We start from the raw sequence: 15,888 nt of genomic DNA, 5'->3' as shown, positions 1-15,888 counted from the left end.
GAGTTAGGGCCGGATCCGCGGGTGAGCCGGCACCCGACCCCAAGCACCGGCGGCATCGACATGGCCACCGGCACGACGCCCAGGTTGGGCGTGGGCAACCACAACCCGCGTGCCCTTACTCAGGGTGCGACGGCCTGCCGGGGCCGAATGCGAGCCGGTAAGACCTTCTCAGCCTGAGTTGGGGCACGTCAGCCGCGCGACTCCGCCCTCACGTCACCTCGACGCGCCGGAAGCAGCGCCCTTCGTCTTCGACTCGCCGGAACCGGGCCCCTCGTCGCCGGCGGCGGGATCGTCATCCGCGGGCTCGTCAGACGCCTCCGATGCCTCGACGGTGCCCGACCGCTCGACGCTCCGCGACGCCTCGGCGTCTCCCGAATCCCCGGACGGGGCCGGATCCGCGACCTTGAGGCCGTCGGGGCGGATGAGCTCGCGCACCTCGGCCATGAAGCTCGTCATCTGCTGCTGCTGCCAGCGCAGCTGCCGGGCACGGTCTTCGGCGTCGCGCAGCACATCGTTGCTGTGTCCGGTGACGGTGTCGACGATCTTCTGCGCCTTCTCGCGCGCCCGGTCGATGGTCTGCTGCGCCTTCACCCGCGCGTCGGCGTCGATCTGCTGCGCCTGCGCGCGCATGAGCCGCTCGTAGTCCTCGGCCTTGTTCGAGATGCGCTGGGCGTGCTCGAGGGATGCCGCCACCTGTGCGTTCGCGTCGGACGTGATCCGCTCGGCGTGCGAGACGGCCTGGTTGTGGAGCACGAGGAACTCCTGCTGGGCGTCGTCCTGGCGCCGCGTCAGGGTCTCCTCGAACTCCAGCACCCGCGCGTTCATCTCCCGCACGGCCGCCTCGGCCTCGGTGCGCATGTCGGTCGTCTCGCGGGTCACCATCGCCCGCAGCGCCGCCGCACCCTTCTCTGCCTCGGATCGAATGGCCTCCGCCTCGCGCTCGGCCTGCAGCACCTTCTCCGTCGCGTGCGCGGCCTCGCGCTCGAGGCGCGCCTCGTGCGCCGTGTACTCCGTGTCGATGCGCAGCCGGTTCTGGTCGGAGTCGTGCTGCGCCTTCTCGACGATCGTCGCCGCGTCGGTCTTCGCCTCGGATCGCACACCCTCAGCCTGCTCGCGTGCGGCTTCGAGCAGGCGCTCGGCCTGCGACGCGGCGTTGCGGATCAGCAGGCTCGCCTGCTCCTCTGCCACCCGCAGCACGGCCTCGAACTGCTCGCGGTCGTTGGCAACACCCTCTTCGACGGGGGTGCCCGCAAGCTCCGCGGTGAGCGCCGTCACCTTCGTCTCGGCCTCGCCCAGCTGGGCGGTCGCCGCGGCGAGGTCGGCTTCGAGCTGAGCGTGCGCCTCCTGCTGCTCCGAACGCAGCTTGTCGAGGGCCCCGGCGTTGTCCGAGACGAGCTTCTCGATCTCGGCCTGCTGCTCCGCACGCATCTCGTCGAGCGAGTCGCGACGCGACTGCTCGGTGGCGGCGAGCTCGTTCTGATAGCGCTGCACGCGCGCCGTCAACTCCCCGATGGCGTCGTCGACCTCGCGGCGTTCGTACCCGCGGAAGGCGACGGTGAACGCGTTGCCGCCCTCACCCGAGCCGCCGCCCTGCTCGTTCTGCGAAGACAGAAGCTCGTCGAATGCATCGTGTCGGACGTCGTCGGACATGCGGAACCTTCCAGCGAGGGGGGGGGATGCCGGCCGGCGAGCCGACCCCTCCACCCTGCCTCATCGACCCGTGATTCACCCGGGGAGATTCCTATGAGAAGCCGCAGAGCCACGGCACGTGCGAACCCGACCCGGCCCCGCTAGCGTGTGAGGCATGAACCGTCCTCTCGGAGTCACCCTCGTCGCGATCGTCGCCTGGCTGATCGGGTTCTTCCAGATCATCGGGGCGATCTTCGGCATCCTCGGCGGACTGCTCATCACCCCGTCGGCGCTGCTCGCCTGGATCAGCCTCGTCCTCGGCGTCGTCACCCTCGCCGTCGGCGTCGGCCTGTGGCGCGGCAACAACACGGCCCGCATCATCGCCACCGTCGTCTTCGTCATCAACATCGCGCTCGAGATCATCGGCATCTTCAACGGCGAGGGGCTGTTCGCCGGGATCTTCGGCTCCGTCTTGCCGCTGATCGGACTGCTGCTGCTCTACACGAGCTCCGCCAGCCGCTACTTCCGCTCTTAGGCGGGCACCCAACGCGTCGCACCCACACCGCGCGCGTTCATAACTCCTCCTCTCCGGACCGGGTATCGACCTGAGGGCGCCCAAAACGCGCATTCACGTCGGTTGTTGAGGAGTTATAAACCTCGCCCTATTCGCATGAGGGTTGTAGATCGCAATCTATGCGCTTAGACTCCTGGGAGCCATCGCAATCTATGCGCATAGATCCACAGCCGGATCAGCCGCGATTCAAGGAGGAACACGTGAAGCTCAAGACCGCTCTCGGGGGTGTCGCGGCGCTCACCGCCGCATCCCTCACCCTCACCGCGTGCGGACGCGCGGACGACACCGCCTCCGGCCCGTCCGAGGCCGTCACCCTCGACGACAGCCCCGCGGAAGGCACCATCACCGTGTGGGCGATGGGCGCCGAGGGCGAGGCGCTTCCCGACTTCGTCGCGGCGTTCGAAGAGGCGAACCCCGACGCGACGGTCGACGTCACCGCCATCCCCTGGGATGCAGCCCACAACAAGTTCCAGACCGCCATCGCGGGCGGCACGACACCGGATGTCGCCATGATGGGCTCGACGTGGATGGCCGACTTCGGCGACGCGTTCGCCACCGTCCCCGACGCGATCGACACCGCCGACTTCTTCCCCGGCGCCGTCAGCACCACCGAGTTCGACGAGCGCGCCGCCGGCGTGCCGTGGTACGTCGACACGCGCGTGCTCTACTACCGCACCGACCTCGCCGCCGAGGCCGGATGGGACGAAGCTCCGACCACGTGGGACGAGCTGAAGCAGATGGCCACCGACCTGCAGACCGAGGCCGGCAGCGAGTGGGGCATCCGCCTGCCCGCGGGCGCGGACTCGTTCCAGGGGTCGATGTGGATGCCGTGGTCGGCCGGTGCAGAGCTCACCGACGGAGAGTCGTGGACCCTCGACACCCCCGAGATGGCGGAGGGTCTGGAGTACTACCAGAGCTTCTTCGATGAGGGCCTCGCCGACCCGAACGCCGACTTCTCCTCGGGCGCGACGGAGTCGGAGTTCGTCTCCGGCGTCTCCCCGATGGTCGTGGAGGGTCCCTTCCTACGGGGCTCGCTCGAACTGGCCGCCGGTGAGGAGTTCGCCGACCAGTACGCCACCGCGGTGCTGCCCGCCGACGAGGAGTCGGTGTCGTTCAGCGGCGGCGCGAACCTCGTCGTCTTCGACGGCAGCGACAATGCCGAGTCGGCATGGAAGCTCGTCGACTGGCTGAGCCAGCCCGAGACGCAGGTCGCGTTCTACGAGGCCACCGGTGACCTCCCCGCCGCGCAGTCGGCCTGGGACGACCCGGCGCTCGCCGACGACGCCAGCCTCGAGACCTTCGGCACGCAGCTCGAGACCGCCAAGGCCCCGCGGGTGACCACCAGCTGGGTGCAGGTGGCCGCGAAGGGCGACCAGGCCCTCGAACAGCTCCGCCGCGGCGACGGCGACATCGCCGGCGTGCTCGCCACCCTTCAGGCCGACGCCGACGCCATCGGCCTGGAGTGACCTGACCCATGTCGACCTCGACACTCGTCGCTCCCGGGGCCCGCACGGGCTCCGGGAGCCCGGGAACCCGCAAGGGCGGGCTGCACGATCGGCAGCGCAAGCGTCAGGCCCTCATCGCATGGGGCTTCGCACTCCCCTTCGTCGCCGTCTTCGCGGTGTTCATGCTCTTCCCGATCATCGGGTCGTTCGCGATGTCGTTCACCGACTTCACCTCACGCGACATCCAGAGCCCGTTCGCGGTGAACGTCGTGTGGTTCGAGCAGTACCTCACCCTCTTCCAGGATCCGCGGTTCCTCACCTCGATGCGCGTGACGGCGGTGTTCGTGCTCGTCGGCATCCCGCTGACGATGGTCGTCGCCCTCGCCCTGGCGCTCGCGCTCAACAGCGGTCGCGGCAAGATCGTGTCGTTCTTCCGCGTCGGCTACTACGCCCCGGTCGTCACGAGCATCGTCGCCGTCGCCGTGGTCTGGCGCTACATCCTGCTGCCCGACGGACTGCTCAACTCCGCCCTCGCACTCGTGGGCATCGAGGGCCCAAACTGGCTGAACGACACCACGTGGGCCCTGCCCTCGCTCATCGTCATGGCGGTGTGGCGCAACGTCGGCACCCTCATGATCATCTTCCTCGCGGGCCTGCAGGCCGTGCCCGAAGACGTCAACGAGGCGGCGACGATGGACGGCGCATCCGCGTGGCGACGCCTCGTGTCGGTGACCCTGCCGCTGCTGCGCCCCACCCTGCTGCTGGGTGCCGTGCTCATCTCGGTCGGCTACCTGCAGTTCTTCGAGGAGGCGTTCGTGATGACCCGCGGCGGCCCCCTCGACTCGACCCTCTCGGTCGCCTACTACACCTACCAGCAGTTCGGATTCGGCGAGTACGGCCTCGCCTCGGCGGCCAGCTACGTGCTCTTCCTCGCGATCGCCCTGCTGAGCCTGCTGCAGTTCCGCCTGCTCCGATCGAAGGACTGAACCGATGACGACGACCGTCCTCGACCGTCCCGTGGATGCCGCCGCGGCCGCATCCCCCACCCCGCCCCGCCGGCGCAGGCGCCGCGGCTTCGGACCCCGCGCCCTCACCTACACGGTGCTCACCGTGGGGCTGGTACTGTGGCTCATCCCGTTCGTGTGGATGCTGCTCGGCTCGCTGAAGACACAGGGCGAGATCCTGCAGCGGCCGCCGACATGGCTGCCGCAGAACCCGACGCTGGAGAACTTCGCGGCCTGGTTCGGGCCGCTGGATTTCTGGCAGTTCTTCGCCAACAGCGCGATCGTCGCCGTGTTCACCGTGCTCGGCAACCTCGTGTTCTGCTCGATGGTCGGATACGCGCTCGCGAAGATGGAGTTCCCCGGCAAGCGGCTGCTGTTCCTGCTGGTGATGGTGACCCTCATGGTGCCGGGCGTGGTGACCTTCGTGCCGCTGTTCGTGATGGTCTCCTCGCTCGGCCTGGTGAACACCTACCCGGCGCTGATCCTCCCGTTCGTCACCGCCCCGGTGGGCGTGTTCCTCATGCGCCAGTTCATGCTCGGCATCCCCGAGCCCCTGCTGGAGGCGGCGCGCCTGGACGGCGCGGGCGAGTGGCGCATCTTCACGCGCATCGTCATGCCGCTGTGCGGGCCGCCGCTCGCGACCCTCGGCATCCTCACGTTCCTGTCTTCGTGGAACAACTTCCTGTGGCCGCTCGTGGCCGCCCAGACCGAGGAGATGTACACCCTCCCGGTGGCCCTGTCGCTGTACTCGACCGGGCAGAACGCCACGAACTACGGGCTGCTGCTGGCGGGGTCCGTGCTGGTGATCACCCCGATCATCCTGCTGTTCGTGTTCCTGCAGCGCTGGTTCATCCGCGGCGTCGCGACCACGGGCCTGAAGTGACCGGCCCGGCCGCGCCGCGCATCCCTGTTTCCGACCCGAGACCCCTCTCTGGAGCCCTTCCGATGCAGCCCACCCTCTCGACCGCACCCGACGGCACCCGGTTCCGCGACCTCAACGGCAACGGGGTGATGGACCCCTACGAGGACCCTCGCCTCACGCCGGAAGAACGCACCGCCGACCTCCTCGCGCGCCTGTCGCTCGAGGAGAAGGCGGGCCTGATGTTCCAGACGGTCATCGAGCTCGGCGACGACGGCGATCTGCTCGAGACCCCCGGAGCGATCTCGAAGTCGCCGACCTCGACGGTGATCCTCGGCAAGGGGATGAGCCACTTCAACGTGCACCACATCCCGACCGCACGGGCCGGCGCCCGCTGGAGCAACAACCTGCAGCGGCTGGCCGAGCAGACCCCGCACGGAATCCCCGTGACGATCAGCACCGACCCGCGCCACGCGTTCGTCGAGAACACCGGGGTCGCCTTCTCGGCCGGGCCCTTCTCGCAGTGGCCGGAGCCGATGGGCCTCGCTGCCCTCGACGACCTCGAGGTCATCCGCACCTTCGCCGACGTCGCCCGGCAGGAGTACTGCGCCGTCGGCATCCGTGCGGCGCTGCACCCGCAGATCGACCTGCCGACCGAGCCCCGCTGGGGACGCCAGGCGCAGACGTTCGGCTACGACGCCGAGCGCGTATCGCAGATCACCGCCGCGTATCTGGAGGGCTTCCAAGGCGACGCGCTCGGGCCGGAGTCGGTCGCGTGCACGACGAAGCACTTCCCCGGCGGCGGACCCCAGCGCGACGGCGAGGACGCGCACTTCCCGTACGGCCGCGAGCAGGACTACCCGGGCGGGATGTTCGAGTACCACCTCGCGCCGTTCCGCGAGGCGATCCGCCGCGGCACGGCGGGGATGATGCCGTACTACGGCATGCCGGTCGGCCTCGAGCGCGACGGGCGGCCGATCGACGAGGTCGGGTTCGCCTACAACCGGCAGATCGTCACCGACCTGCTGCGGGAGGAGCTCGGCTTCGACGGCGTCGTGGTCACCGACTGGGAGCTCGTCAACGACAACCACGTCGGCGACCAGGTGCTCCCCGCCCGCGCGTGGGGTGTCGAGCACCTCGACGCGACGGGGCGCATGCGCATGCTGCTCGATGCCGGCGTCGACCAGTTCGGCGGCGAGGAGTGCGTGGACCTGCTGCTGGACCTCGTGCGCTCGGGAGCCGTCGCCGAGGAGCGCCTGGATGCGTCGGTGCGGCGCATCCTGCTGGTGAAGTTCCAGCTCGGCCTGTTCGACGATCCCTACGTCGACGAAGACGCCGCGGAGCGGATCGTCGGCAACGCCGCCTTCCGAGAGGCCGGAACGCGGGCCCAGGCGGAGTCGGTCACGGTGCTCGTCGACCGGGAGGAGACGCTGCCGCTGTTCGCCGCACCCGGCGCGCGGATCTACGCCGAGGGCCTCGCGGATCATGCCCTCGCCGCGTACGGCGAGCGCGCCGTGCGGCCCGAGGAGGCGGATGTCGCGATCGTGCGGATCGGGGCGCCCTTCGACCCGCGCGACGACCTGTTCCTGGAGAAGTGGTTCCACCAGGGGTCGCTGGAGTTCCCGCCCGGACTCGCCGTGCGTCTCGCGCGCATCGCCGATCAGGTGCCGCTCGTGATCGTCGTGAACCTCGATCGCCCGGCCGTGCTCACCCCGCTGCTGCCGGTCGCATCCGCCCTCGTCGCCGACTACGGCAGCTCGGACGAGGCCGTCCTCGCGGCCCTGTCGGGCCGCATCCCGCCGCGCGGCGTGCTGCCGGTGGAGATTCCCCGGTCGATGGATGCGGTGCGCGCGTCGGCGACGGATGTTCCCGACGGCACCGCCGACCCCGTCTTCCCGCGCGGTTTCGGCCTGCGTCCGGTGGCGCCGGCCCCGGTGGCGGCGGCCTCGGAGCCGGTGGCGGCGCGTCAGTAGGATCTCCCAGGAGAGCGAGGAGCACATGCCCACGAGCCGACCGACCGTCTACGACGTCGCGGAGCGGGCCGGCGTGTCGATCGCGACCGTGTCGTTCGCGTTCCGCCGCCCCGACAAGGTGCGTGCTGAGACGCGCGAGGTCGTGCTGCAGGCGGCGCGCGAGATCGGGTACGTGCCGAGCGGCTCGGCGCGCAACCTCGCCCGGGGCCGCACCGGGGTGCTCGGGCTGCACCTGTTCGACCTGCTGCTCGACGTCGCACCCGGAACGCCGGCCGCCGACGAGGGTCTCGTCGATCTGTCGACGCTCGACCTCGGCGCACCCGTTCTGGAGTGGGATGCCGCCGAGGACGCGCGCGCCAGCGAGCCGAAGGTCTTCCCGCTCTACGTGGACGAGGTGCAGCGCGGGTTCGTGCTGGAATGCCGCCGCAACACCACCGGGGTGCTGCTGCGACGCGGCGGCACCGGGCCGAACGAGATCGCCGAGACCGCCGGTCAGGTCGACGGGCTCGCCATCCTCCCCGGCCACGTCGGCCTGGCTCCGACGGCCGCGCTGAGCTCCTCGGTGCCGGTGGTGATGGTCTCCAGTGACGGCGGGCCGGGGCACCACGTGCTCGCCGACAACGTCGGCGGCATCCGTTCGCTCGTCGACCACCTCGTCACCGTGCACGGCGCGCGCAGCCTCGGGTGGGTGGGCGCGGCCGACGGCTGGGATCCCCGCCAGCGCCGCGACGCCTTCGACGAAGCCGTGGTATCTCACGCGGGGGCGACCGGCGAACTGGTCGACCCGGTGGACGTCGGCGTCGACCCCGTCTTCACCGCCCTGCTCGAGCGGGCCGATGCCGGGTCGCTTCCGGACGCGCTCGTCTGCGCGACCGACCAGACCGCGCTGGCGGTCATCGATGCGCTGCGCGAGCGGGGTGTCGAGGCGCCGCGCGACGTGCTGATCGCCGGGTTCGACGGCATCCAGGCCACGCGCACATCCACCCCCACGCTCACCACGGTGCGGCAGCCGATGGAGCTCATGGGCCGCCTCGCCGCCCATCTGCTGCTCACCGACCCCGGCGACGGCTCAGTCGCGCCACGCACGGTGACCGTTGCCGTCGCCCTCCAGCTCGGCGGCAGCTGCGGCTGCGCCTGAGCCCGCGCGTCGCGAGAGGGCTGGCCGGGAGCGGCTGCGGGTGCCGGGGGCGGAAGTCCGACGCTCCGCACGGCCCGCACCGCACCGCCCGAACCGCACCGCTGTTCACAACTCCTCAAGAATCGGGCTTCGGGCCCCGTGAGGCACGGCTCAGCCGTCTCAGGCCGCATTTTTGAGGAGTTGTGAACCACACGCGCTGCTGGTGCTCACCCCGGAGCCCGGCGGCGACGACGGCGAGAAGATCCGCCTGCTCTCCGTCGTCGGCATGCAGTCCTTCGGGGCGTGACACCGCCGAGGCGAGCGGTGCCATGCCGGGTGCGCGGCCGCCGCGCTACGGTAGGTGCGTGACTGCTCCCATCGATCCGACCTTCACCTCCGCGTGGGCTGAGCTCGACGCCCACCGCGCTTCGTTCGACCCCGATCTGCGCGGCTGGTTCGCCGCCGACGATGACCGTGTCGGAAAGCTCAGCTTCCCGCTCGCCGACCTGCACGTCGACCTGTCGAAGAACCTCGTCACCGACGAGATCCTCGCCTCGCTCGTGAAGCTCGCCGAACAGACCGGTGTCGCCGAGCGCTACGCCGCGATGCGCGCCGGCGAGCACATCAATACGACAGAGGATCGTGCGGTGCTGCACACCGCCCTCCGTCGCCCGGCCGGCTCCGAGCCCGCGCTCGTCGTCGACGGACAGAACGTCGACGACGACGTGCAGGAGGTGCTCTCGCGCATGGCGGGCTTCGCCAACCGCGTACGCAGCGGGGAATGGAAGGGCGTGACCGGCAAGAAGGTCACCCATATCGTCAACATCGGCATCGGCGGCTCGGATCTCGGCCCGGTGATGATCTCGGCCGCGCTGGAGCCGTATGCCGATGCCGGCATCCAGGCTCGGTTCGTGTCGAACATCGATCCGACCGACATGGCCCAGAAGACCAAGGGGCTCGACCCCGAGACGACCCTCTTCATCGTCGCCTCGAAGACCTTCACCACGCTCGAGACCCTCACCAACGCCCGGCTCGCGCGAGATTGGCTGTGGGCGGGGCTCGAGGCAGCCGGCGCCATCGACGGGTCGGATGCGGCGAAGACCGACGCAGTGGCCCACCACTTCGTCGCGGTCTCGACCGCCCTGCCCAAGGTCGCCGACTTCGGCATCGACACCGACAACGCCTTCGGGTTCTGGGACTGGGTCGGCGGCCGCTACTCGGTCGACTCGGCCATCGGCCTGTCGCTCATGATCGAGTTCGGCCCGGAGGTCTTCCGCGAGCTGCTCGCGGGCTTCCACGCCGTCGACGAGCACGTCGGCTCGACGCCCCTCGCCGAGAACGTGCCGGTGCTCATGGGGCTCCTGAACGTCTGGTACGTCAACTTCCTCGGCGCCCAGTCGCACGCCGTGCTCCCCTATGCCCAGCAGCTCAGCCGCTTCGCCGCGTACCTGCAGCAGCTCACCATGGAATCCAACGGAAAGTCCGTGCGCTGGGACGGCACGCCCGTCACCACCGACACCGGCGAGGTGTTCTGGGGCGAACCGGGCACCAACGGACAGCACGCGTTCTACCAGCTCATCCACCAGGGCACCCGCCTCATCCCGGCTGACTTCATCGCCTTCGCGAACCCCGCCTACCCGCTTCAGGACGACGGCCGCGACGTTCACGGACTGTTCCTGTCGAACTTCCTCGCGCAGACCAAGGCGCTCGCGTTCGGCAAGAACGCCGAGGAAGTCGAGGCCGAGGGCACGACGGGTGCGCTCGTGGCCGCCCGCACCTTCGCCGGCAACCGGCCGACCACGTCGATCTTCGCGCCGGCGCTCACCCCGCGCGTGCTCGGCGAGCTGGTCGCTCTGTACGAGCACATCACGTTCACGCAGGGCGTGATCTGGGGCATCAACTCCTTCGACCAGTGGGGGGTCGAGCTCGGCAAGCAGCTCGCGCTGCAGATCGCCCCCGCGATCGAGGGCGACGAGGATGCGATCGCCGCGCAGGATGCATCCACCCGCGCCCTGCTGGAGTACTACCGCACGCACCGCTCCTGATCCGCCTGGCGCCGCCCAGGACCGCTCAGCGGGGGTACGGCACCGTGACCTCGCGAGCCACCGCGCGCAGGTCGTCGATCGACGGGAGCAGCCACCGGAGGTAGCCGACCGGCACGCCGGACACGGCGGCGATCCGCTCGTGCGAGATGACGGCGCCAGCGGCGAGCTCCTGCTGCACCGCGGCTTCGATGAGGCGGCGCCGCTGGGCGTCCCGCGCCCCATGCCGCTGCGGTGATCGCGATGCGGCGCCCGCGGGCAGCGCCGCGCGTGCGCGAAGCGGTCGCGAACGCGCCGTCTGCGCCCACCGGCGAACGTCCTCGACATCGCGACGCATCTGCTGGATGAGCGCGACCGCGCTTGCGAACCGCCGCTGCGGACGGATCCGCTCGCGCAGGTGCACGACGATCGTTCGACCGTAGAGGTCGCCGTCGAAATCCAGCAGGAACGGTTCGAGCAGGCGCACGCCTCCGGCGGCGTAGAACGTGGGGCGGCGGCCGATCGAGGCGGCGGCGATGTGGCGCACGTTGCCGACGTAGACGTCGGCGGCCCAGACGCCGTCCTCGATGCGGTCGTCGGATGCGAGCGCGAGGTTCGCGGTCGGGAAGCCCAGTTCGCGCCCGCGCTGATCGCCGTGGATGACCGTGCCGATCACGGCCGGGGCCCCACCGACGGAGTGCACCATCGCCGCCTCGGCAGGATCCGCCAGCACGCGCAGCTCCTCCGGGGTCACGCGCGACCTCCGTCGATCACGGCCAGCCCGTGGAACCTGCGCTCGTGATAGATCAGCGGCGCACCCGCGTCGTCGATGTTCATGGTGTGCACCCGCATCACGACGACCGAGTGGTCTCCGGCCGGAGCGCAGCTGTAGACGTCGCAGTCGAACCACATCGCCGCGCCGTCGATCAGCACGGCGCCGTCGTCGGTCACCGTCGTGGCCAGCCCGTCGAAGCGGTCGCGGCTGCGGGAAGCCAGCTGCATGCAGGCGTCGGACTGATGCGATCCGAGCACGCTCACGCCGATGCGCTCGGCCCGACGAAGGATCGGCCAGGTCGTGGAGGAGTTCTGCACCGAGAACATCACCATGGGCGGGCTGTACGACGCTCCGACGGAAAACGACGAGGCCACCATGCCGACGGGCACGCCGTCGACGATGGCGCAGAGGGCGACCACGCCGGTCGGGAACCTTCCCATCGCCCCGCGCACATGGTCGGGGTCGTGCGTTGGCACATCGAGCACGCGCGTGCTCTCGGACAGGTCCGGGTACAGCAGGGTCATGACGGACTCCCTTTCGACGACGTCGCTCGGATGGTGAGCACGGGTCGATCGGCGGCACGCAACGAACGCGGTCCGTCACCAGACCCGATGCTTGCCCCCGGGGTCTTGTGTCCCGAGAGGGTCCGCAGCGGCTTACGCTGCGAGATCCAGTGTGCGCCGGACGCGTTGCCCGTCGGTCACACGGATGTAAACGGCGTATTGCGCCGAGTGTGTGTCGTTCTGTGACCGACGTCACACACCGGAAACACGGCGGTGGCAGAATCGGTCACGCAGCGTAAGCCGTTGCGGGCGCTCCGGGCCAAAAGAACCTGGATGCGTGTGGAGGTCTCGTGCGCTCCACAGCCCCTGCGCTACGTGGAGTCACGGCACTCTCCGTTCCCCCTCAACCGGTACGGATGTGAGCAACATATGTCGTTGAAAGTGATGGTCGTCGTCGGCAACCCCAAGCCGGCATCCCGCACCCGCAAGGTGGCCGAGCTTCTGGTCTCCCACCTGCTGAGCCCCGGCTCGTACGAACTCGAGGTCATCGACCTCGCCGACCACGTGGATGAGATCTTCGCGTGGCCGTCGGAGAAGATGTCCGCCCTGAACACGCAGGTCGCCGAGAGCGATCTGGTGGCGTTCGCGTCGCCGACGTACAAGGCGACCTACACGGGCCTTCTCAAGGCCTTCCTCGATCGATACCCCGCGAACGGCCTCGCCGGCGTCACCGCGATCCCGGTCCACACCGGCGCCGACTTCACCCACGCCATGGGCCCGACCTTCACGCTCTCACCGCTCCTGGTGGAGCTCGGCGCGACCGTTCCCGGACGCGGCTTCTACCTGGCCCTCAGCCAGATGGACAAGCTCGACGAGGTCGTCGCCAACGCCGCCGCCGAGTACCGCAGCAATCTCAACCGCCTGGCCACCGTCGCCGCCGCGACGGCCGACGCGCCCGTGACCGCCTGAACGACGGCCGAAGGAGGATTCATGTCTCACCCCACCCCGCCCACGGCCATCGACGCGCGCCGCTTCCGCGACACGCTCGGCCACTACGCCTCGGGCATCACCATCGTCTCCGGCACCGAAGACGGCGCACCGATCGGCTTCACGTGCCAGTCGTTCTACTCGGTGTCCGTCGATCCGCCGCTGGTGTCGTTCAGCGTCATGAAGACGTCGACCACGTATCCGCGGATCGCCGCAGACGGCAAGTTCGCCGTGAACGTGCTCGCTCACGATCAGCGCGCCGTCTCGAACCAGTTCGCCCGCAAGGGCACCGACAAGTGGGCCGGCATCGACTGGAGCCCGGCCGCCTCCGGCAACCCGATCATCGCCGACACCCTGATGTGGGTCGACTGCGAGATCTGGGCGGAGCACGAAGCCGGCGACCACCTCATCGTGATCGGCAAGGTCGTCGAGATGAGCCCCGCCGAGTGGCACGAGCGCGACACCGAGCCGCTCCTCTATTTCAAGGGCGCCTACCGCCATCTGCGGGAGCTCGGACAGCTCGCCGGGTAAACCTCATCCACCCGGCGCGATCAGAGGGCGTCCCGACCGCAGTCGGGGCGCCCTCGTCGCGTGCAGGCACGGCGGCACTCGCCGGACACGTCGCGGAAACATCGCGACCGTAGGGTATGAACCGTTCGATTCACTTCGCCGACCCCAGGAGCATCCGTGACCACCCCCGCCCCCGCCACGCGCGACCTGCGCGACCTCCCCAAGGGACACCTGCACCTGCACATGGAGGCGGCGATGCGCCCGGCGACGCTCACGCGACTGTCGCAGAAGCTCGGCATCGACGAGGCGCCGACGACCGGCTTCGCCGGCTTCACCCAATTCAGCGCGACGTATCGCAGCCTCCTGGCCTCGCTCGACCACCCCGACCATCTGGGCATCCTGACCGATGAGATCTTCGCCGATCAGGCGGCGCAGGGCGTCGCCTACCTCGAACTCGCCGTGAGCCCGCAGTTCTACGCCGAACGCTACGGCACCGTCGAGGCGGCGCTGAACGAACTCATCGCGCTGGCCCGCGCCGCGTCGGCGGCACACGGCGTCGCCTTCGGACTCATGCCGACCATCGACCGGATGCGCGATCTCGATGAAGCCATGGTGATCGCTCGTGCGGCCGCCGCGCGCGCCGGCGACGGCGTGGTCTCCCTCGGGCTCGCCAACGAGGAGCGCGGCTACCCCGCCGGCGACTTCGCCGAGCCGTTCGCCCTCGCCAAGGCCGCCGGGCTCCAGTCCACGCCGCACGCCGGCGAACTCGTGGGCCCGGAGTCGATCCGCGACGCCCTGGATGCCCTGCAGGCCGACCGCATCCTCCACGGCGTCCGCGCGGCGGAAGACCCGGCGCTCGTGGCGGAACTGGCCGATCGCGGCATCCCGCTGGATGTGTGCCCCACCTCGAACCTGTTGCTCGAAGTCGTCGACGACATGACCGCGCATCCGCTCGTGGGTTTGCTGGATGCGGGTGTGCGCTGCTCGATCAACGCCGACGACCCGATCCTGTTCGGGCCCGACATCCTCGACGAGTACGAGCTGTGCCGGCGGGAACTCGGGATGACCGACGAGCAGCTCGCCGCGTGCGCGTGGACCTCGATCGAGACCACCCTCGCCGATGACGAGACGAAGGCGCGCGCGAGGTCCGCCATCGACGCCTGGCTCGCGTGAACGACGCCGGCGACAGCCCGGAGCGCGCGCGCCTGCTCGGGCTCGCGACCGACCTCATCCTGCGCGAGGGCGTGATCGACATGAGCCTCAGCGCGATCGCGCGCGGTATCGGGTCGAACAACCGCATGGTGCTGTACTACTTCGGCTCCAAGCAGGGGCTGCTGGATGAGGCCGCGCAGGCGGCGTTCGAGCGCTTTCCCCGCCTGCGCGACATGTTCGCCCGCCTCGCCGGCGACGGTCCGATCGAACAGCGCCTGCTGGCGGTGTGGGAAGACCTCTCCGCGCCCGAGAACCACCCGTTCCTGCGCCTGTTCTTCCAGCAGTTCGGCACCGCGATGCGCGACCGCGACGGCTGGGACGCCTTCACCGACCGCATCGCGCACGAGTGGATCGACGCGACCGCCGAGGTGCTGCGGCGCGACGGTTTCGGCGCCGACGACGCCCGCGTCGCGGCGACGCAGCTGGTCGGCCTCTGGCGCGGCCTGCAGTTCCTCACCCTCACCGGCGTCGATCCCGACGAGCTTCGCGCGGCGAACCACGCCACGGTGCACGCGCTTCTGACCCGCCGGTGACCTCGCCGAAACAATCGCCGCCTACAGTGTGAACCGTTCAGTTCACTCAGGTCGGAGGAGAGTCGGATGGCGGCACCGTGGAAGCTCGGCATGTTCCAGAGCGCAGGCCCGATGGGCATGTGGAAGCTGCCCGAGAACCGGTCGACGGACTACCTCGACCTGGAGTACTGGGTCACGATGGCACGGCGCTGCGAACAAGCCGGCGTGGACTTCCTGTTCCTCGCCGACGACTACGGATACCCGATCGTCGACGATGCCGTGCCGCCGGCCGCGATCCGCGGCGCCATCCAGTTCCCGAAAGCCGATCCGATGGCGATCCTCCCCGCCCTCGCCGCCGTGACCGACCGCCTGGGTCTCGCCGTCACCCTCTCGACCATGGTCGAGAAGCCTCCAATGGTCGCCCGCAAGCTCGCGACGCTCGACCACCTCACGCGCGGACGCATCGGCTGGAACATCGTCACCGGCGCCGGTCAGAACGCGTCCGCGCGCCTGTTCGGCATCCCGCTGACCGACCACGACAAGCGCTACGAGATCGCCACCGACCACGTCGACCTGTCGCTGAAACTGTGGGAGGGGTCATGGGATGACGACGGCCTCGCCGTCGACCGCGAGCGCGGCGTCTTCGCCGACCCCGACAAGGTGCGCGAGATCGAGCACCACGGGCCGCACTTCGACGCCAAGGGCCTGCTGACGGTGCCGCCCGGACCGCAGCGCACGCCGCTGCTGTTCCAGGCGGGCACATCCTC

General features: G+C 69.8%; 15 protein-coding genes. 12 read left to right on the top strand and 3 right to left on the bottom strand.

Annotated features, from left to right (window positions below):
- Positions 1–213: 213 nt before the first annotated feature.
- Entirely contained in the window at positions 214–1,650 is a 1,437-nt protein-coding gene (locus B3S45_RS09815) for a cell division initiation protein (protein WP_286720220.1), read from the bottom strand.
- Positions 1,651–1,804: 154 nt separating this feature from the next.
- Between B3S45_RS09815 and B3S45_RS09810 the strand changes: the two genes are divergently transcribed.
- The 7 genes from B3S45_RS09810 to pgi all read left to right on the top strand — a co-directional run bounded on the left by B3S45_RS09810 (position 1,805) and on the right by pgi (position 10,646).
- Positions 1,805–2,164 carry a hypothetical protein gene (locus B3S45_RS09810; RefSeq protein WP_286720218.1) on the top strand — a complete coding sequence of 120 codons (360 nt, stop codon included), beginning with the start codon at positions 1,805–1,807 and terminating at the stop codon, positions 2,162–2,164.
- Between the two features lie 239 nt (positions 2,165–2,403).
- Positions 2,404–3,669: an extracellular solute-binding protein gene (locus tag B3S45_RS09805; protein ID WP_286720217.1), complete on the top strand. Its 1,266-nt coding sequence runs from the start codon at positions 2,404–2,406 to the stop codon at positions 3,667–3,669.
- Positions 3,670–3,677: 8 nt separating this feature from the next.
- Positions 3,678–4,634: a carbohydrate ABC transporter permease gene (locus tag B3S45_RS09800; protein WP_071045604.1), complete on the top strand. Its 957-nt coding sequence runs from the start codon at positions 3,678–3,680 to the stop codon at positions 4,632–4,634.
- A 4-nt stretch (positions 4,635–4,638) separates the two neighbouring features.
- Entirely contained in the window at positions 4,639–5,535 is an 897-nt protein-coding gene (locus B3S45_RS09795; RefSeq protein ID WP_071045603.1) for a carbohydrate ABC transporter permease, read from the top strand.
- Positions 5,536–5,597: 62 nt separating this feature from the next.
- Complete coding sequence (locus B3S45_RS09790; RefSeq protein ID WP_286720213.1) at positions 5,598–7,484, top strand: glycoside hydrolase family 3 protein; 1,887 nt, start codon at positions 5,598–5,600, stop codon at positions 7,482–7,484.
- A 25-nt stretch (positions 7,485–7,509) separates the two neighbouring features.
- Positions 7,510–8,622: a LacI family DNA-binding transcriptional regulator gene (locus B3S45_RS09785; protein WP_286720210.1), complete on the top strand. Its 1,113-nt coding sequence runs from the start codon at positions 7,510–7,512 to the stop codon at positions 8,620–8,622.
- A gap of 308 nt (positions 8,623–8,930) precedes the next feature.
- On the top strand, positions 8,931–10,646 hold the full coding sequence (pgi, locus tag B3S45_RS09780; RefSeq protein ID WP_286720207.1) for a glucose-6-phosphate isomerase: 1,716 nt from the start codon (positions 8,931–8,933) through the stop codon (positions 10,644–10,646).
- Between the two features lie 25 nt (positions 10,647–10,671).
- Here the strand turns inward: pgi and B3S45_RS09775 are convergent, their stop codons facing one another.
- Both B3S45_RS09775 and B3S45_RS09770 read right to left on the bottom strand, forming a co-directional pair.
- Positions 10,672–11,376 (bottom strand): riboflavin kinase, encoded by a 705-nt coding sequence (locus tag B3S45_RS09775; protein ID WP_194383779.1) that lies wholly within the window; start codon positions 11,374–11,376, stop codon positions 10,672–10,674.
- Positions 11,373–11,921 (bottom strand): flavin reductase family protein, encoded by a 549-nt coding sequence (locus B3S45_RS09770; protein ID WP_083336635.1) that lies wholly within the window; start codon positions 11,919–11,921, stop codon positions 11,373–11,375. Before B3S45_RS09770 ends, B3S45_RS09775 begins: the two co-directional genes overlap by 4 nt.
- 408 nt (positions 11,922–12,329) lie before the next feature.
- Here B3S45_RS09770 and B3S45_RS09765 point away from each other — a divergent pair, with 408 nt between their 5' ends.
- From B3S45_RS09765 to B3S45_RS09745, 5 genes are all read left to right on the top strand, one after another.
- Positions 12,330–12,869, top strand: a complete 540-nt coding sequence (locus B3S45_RS09765; protein WP_286720202.1) for an NADPH-dependent FMN reductase — start codon at positions 12,330–12,332, stop codon at positions 12,867–12,869.
- A gap of 21 nt (positions 12,870–12,890) precedes the next feature.
- A complete protein-coding gene (locus tag B3S45_RS09760; protein ID WP_286720199.1) occupies positions 12,891–13,418 on the top strand; it encodes a flavin reductase family protein in 528 nt (175 codons plus the stop codon).
- A gap of 156 nt (positions 13,419–13,574) precedes the next feature.
- A complete protein-coding gene (gene add / locus B3S45_RS09755; RefSeq protein ID WP_286720197.1) occupies positions 13,575–14,570 on the top strand; it encodes an adenosine deaminase in 996 nt (331 codons plus the stop codon).
- Entirely contained in the window at positions 14,567–15,142 is a 576-nt protein-coding gene (locus tag B3S45_RS09750; RefSeq protein WP_286720194.1) for a TetR/AcrR family transcriptional regulator, read from the top strand. The genes add and B3S45_RS09750 overlap by 4 nt, the downstream gene beginning before the upstream one ends.
- Positions 15,143–15,208: 66 nt before the next feature.
- On the top strand, positions 15,209–15,888 hold a 680-nt coding region (locus B3S45_RS09745), incomplete at its 3' end, for an LLM class flavin-dependent oxidoreductase (RefSeq protein ID WP_286720191.1).

It is taken from the genome of Microbacterium sp. UBA1612 (genome assembly GCF_002321605.1).
Lineage (GTDB): Bacteria > Actinomycetota > Actinomycetes > Actinomycetales > Microbacteriaceae > Microbacterium > Microbacterium luteum.
The sequence above is the reverse complement of the archived record's forward strand: the minus strand, read 5'-3'. Positions and strand labels throughout refer to the sequence as shown.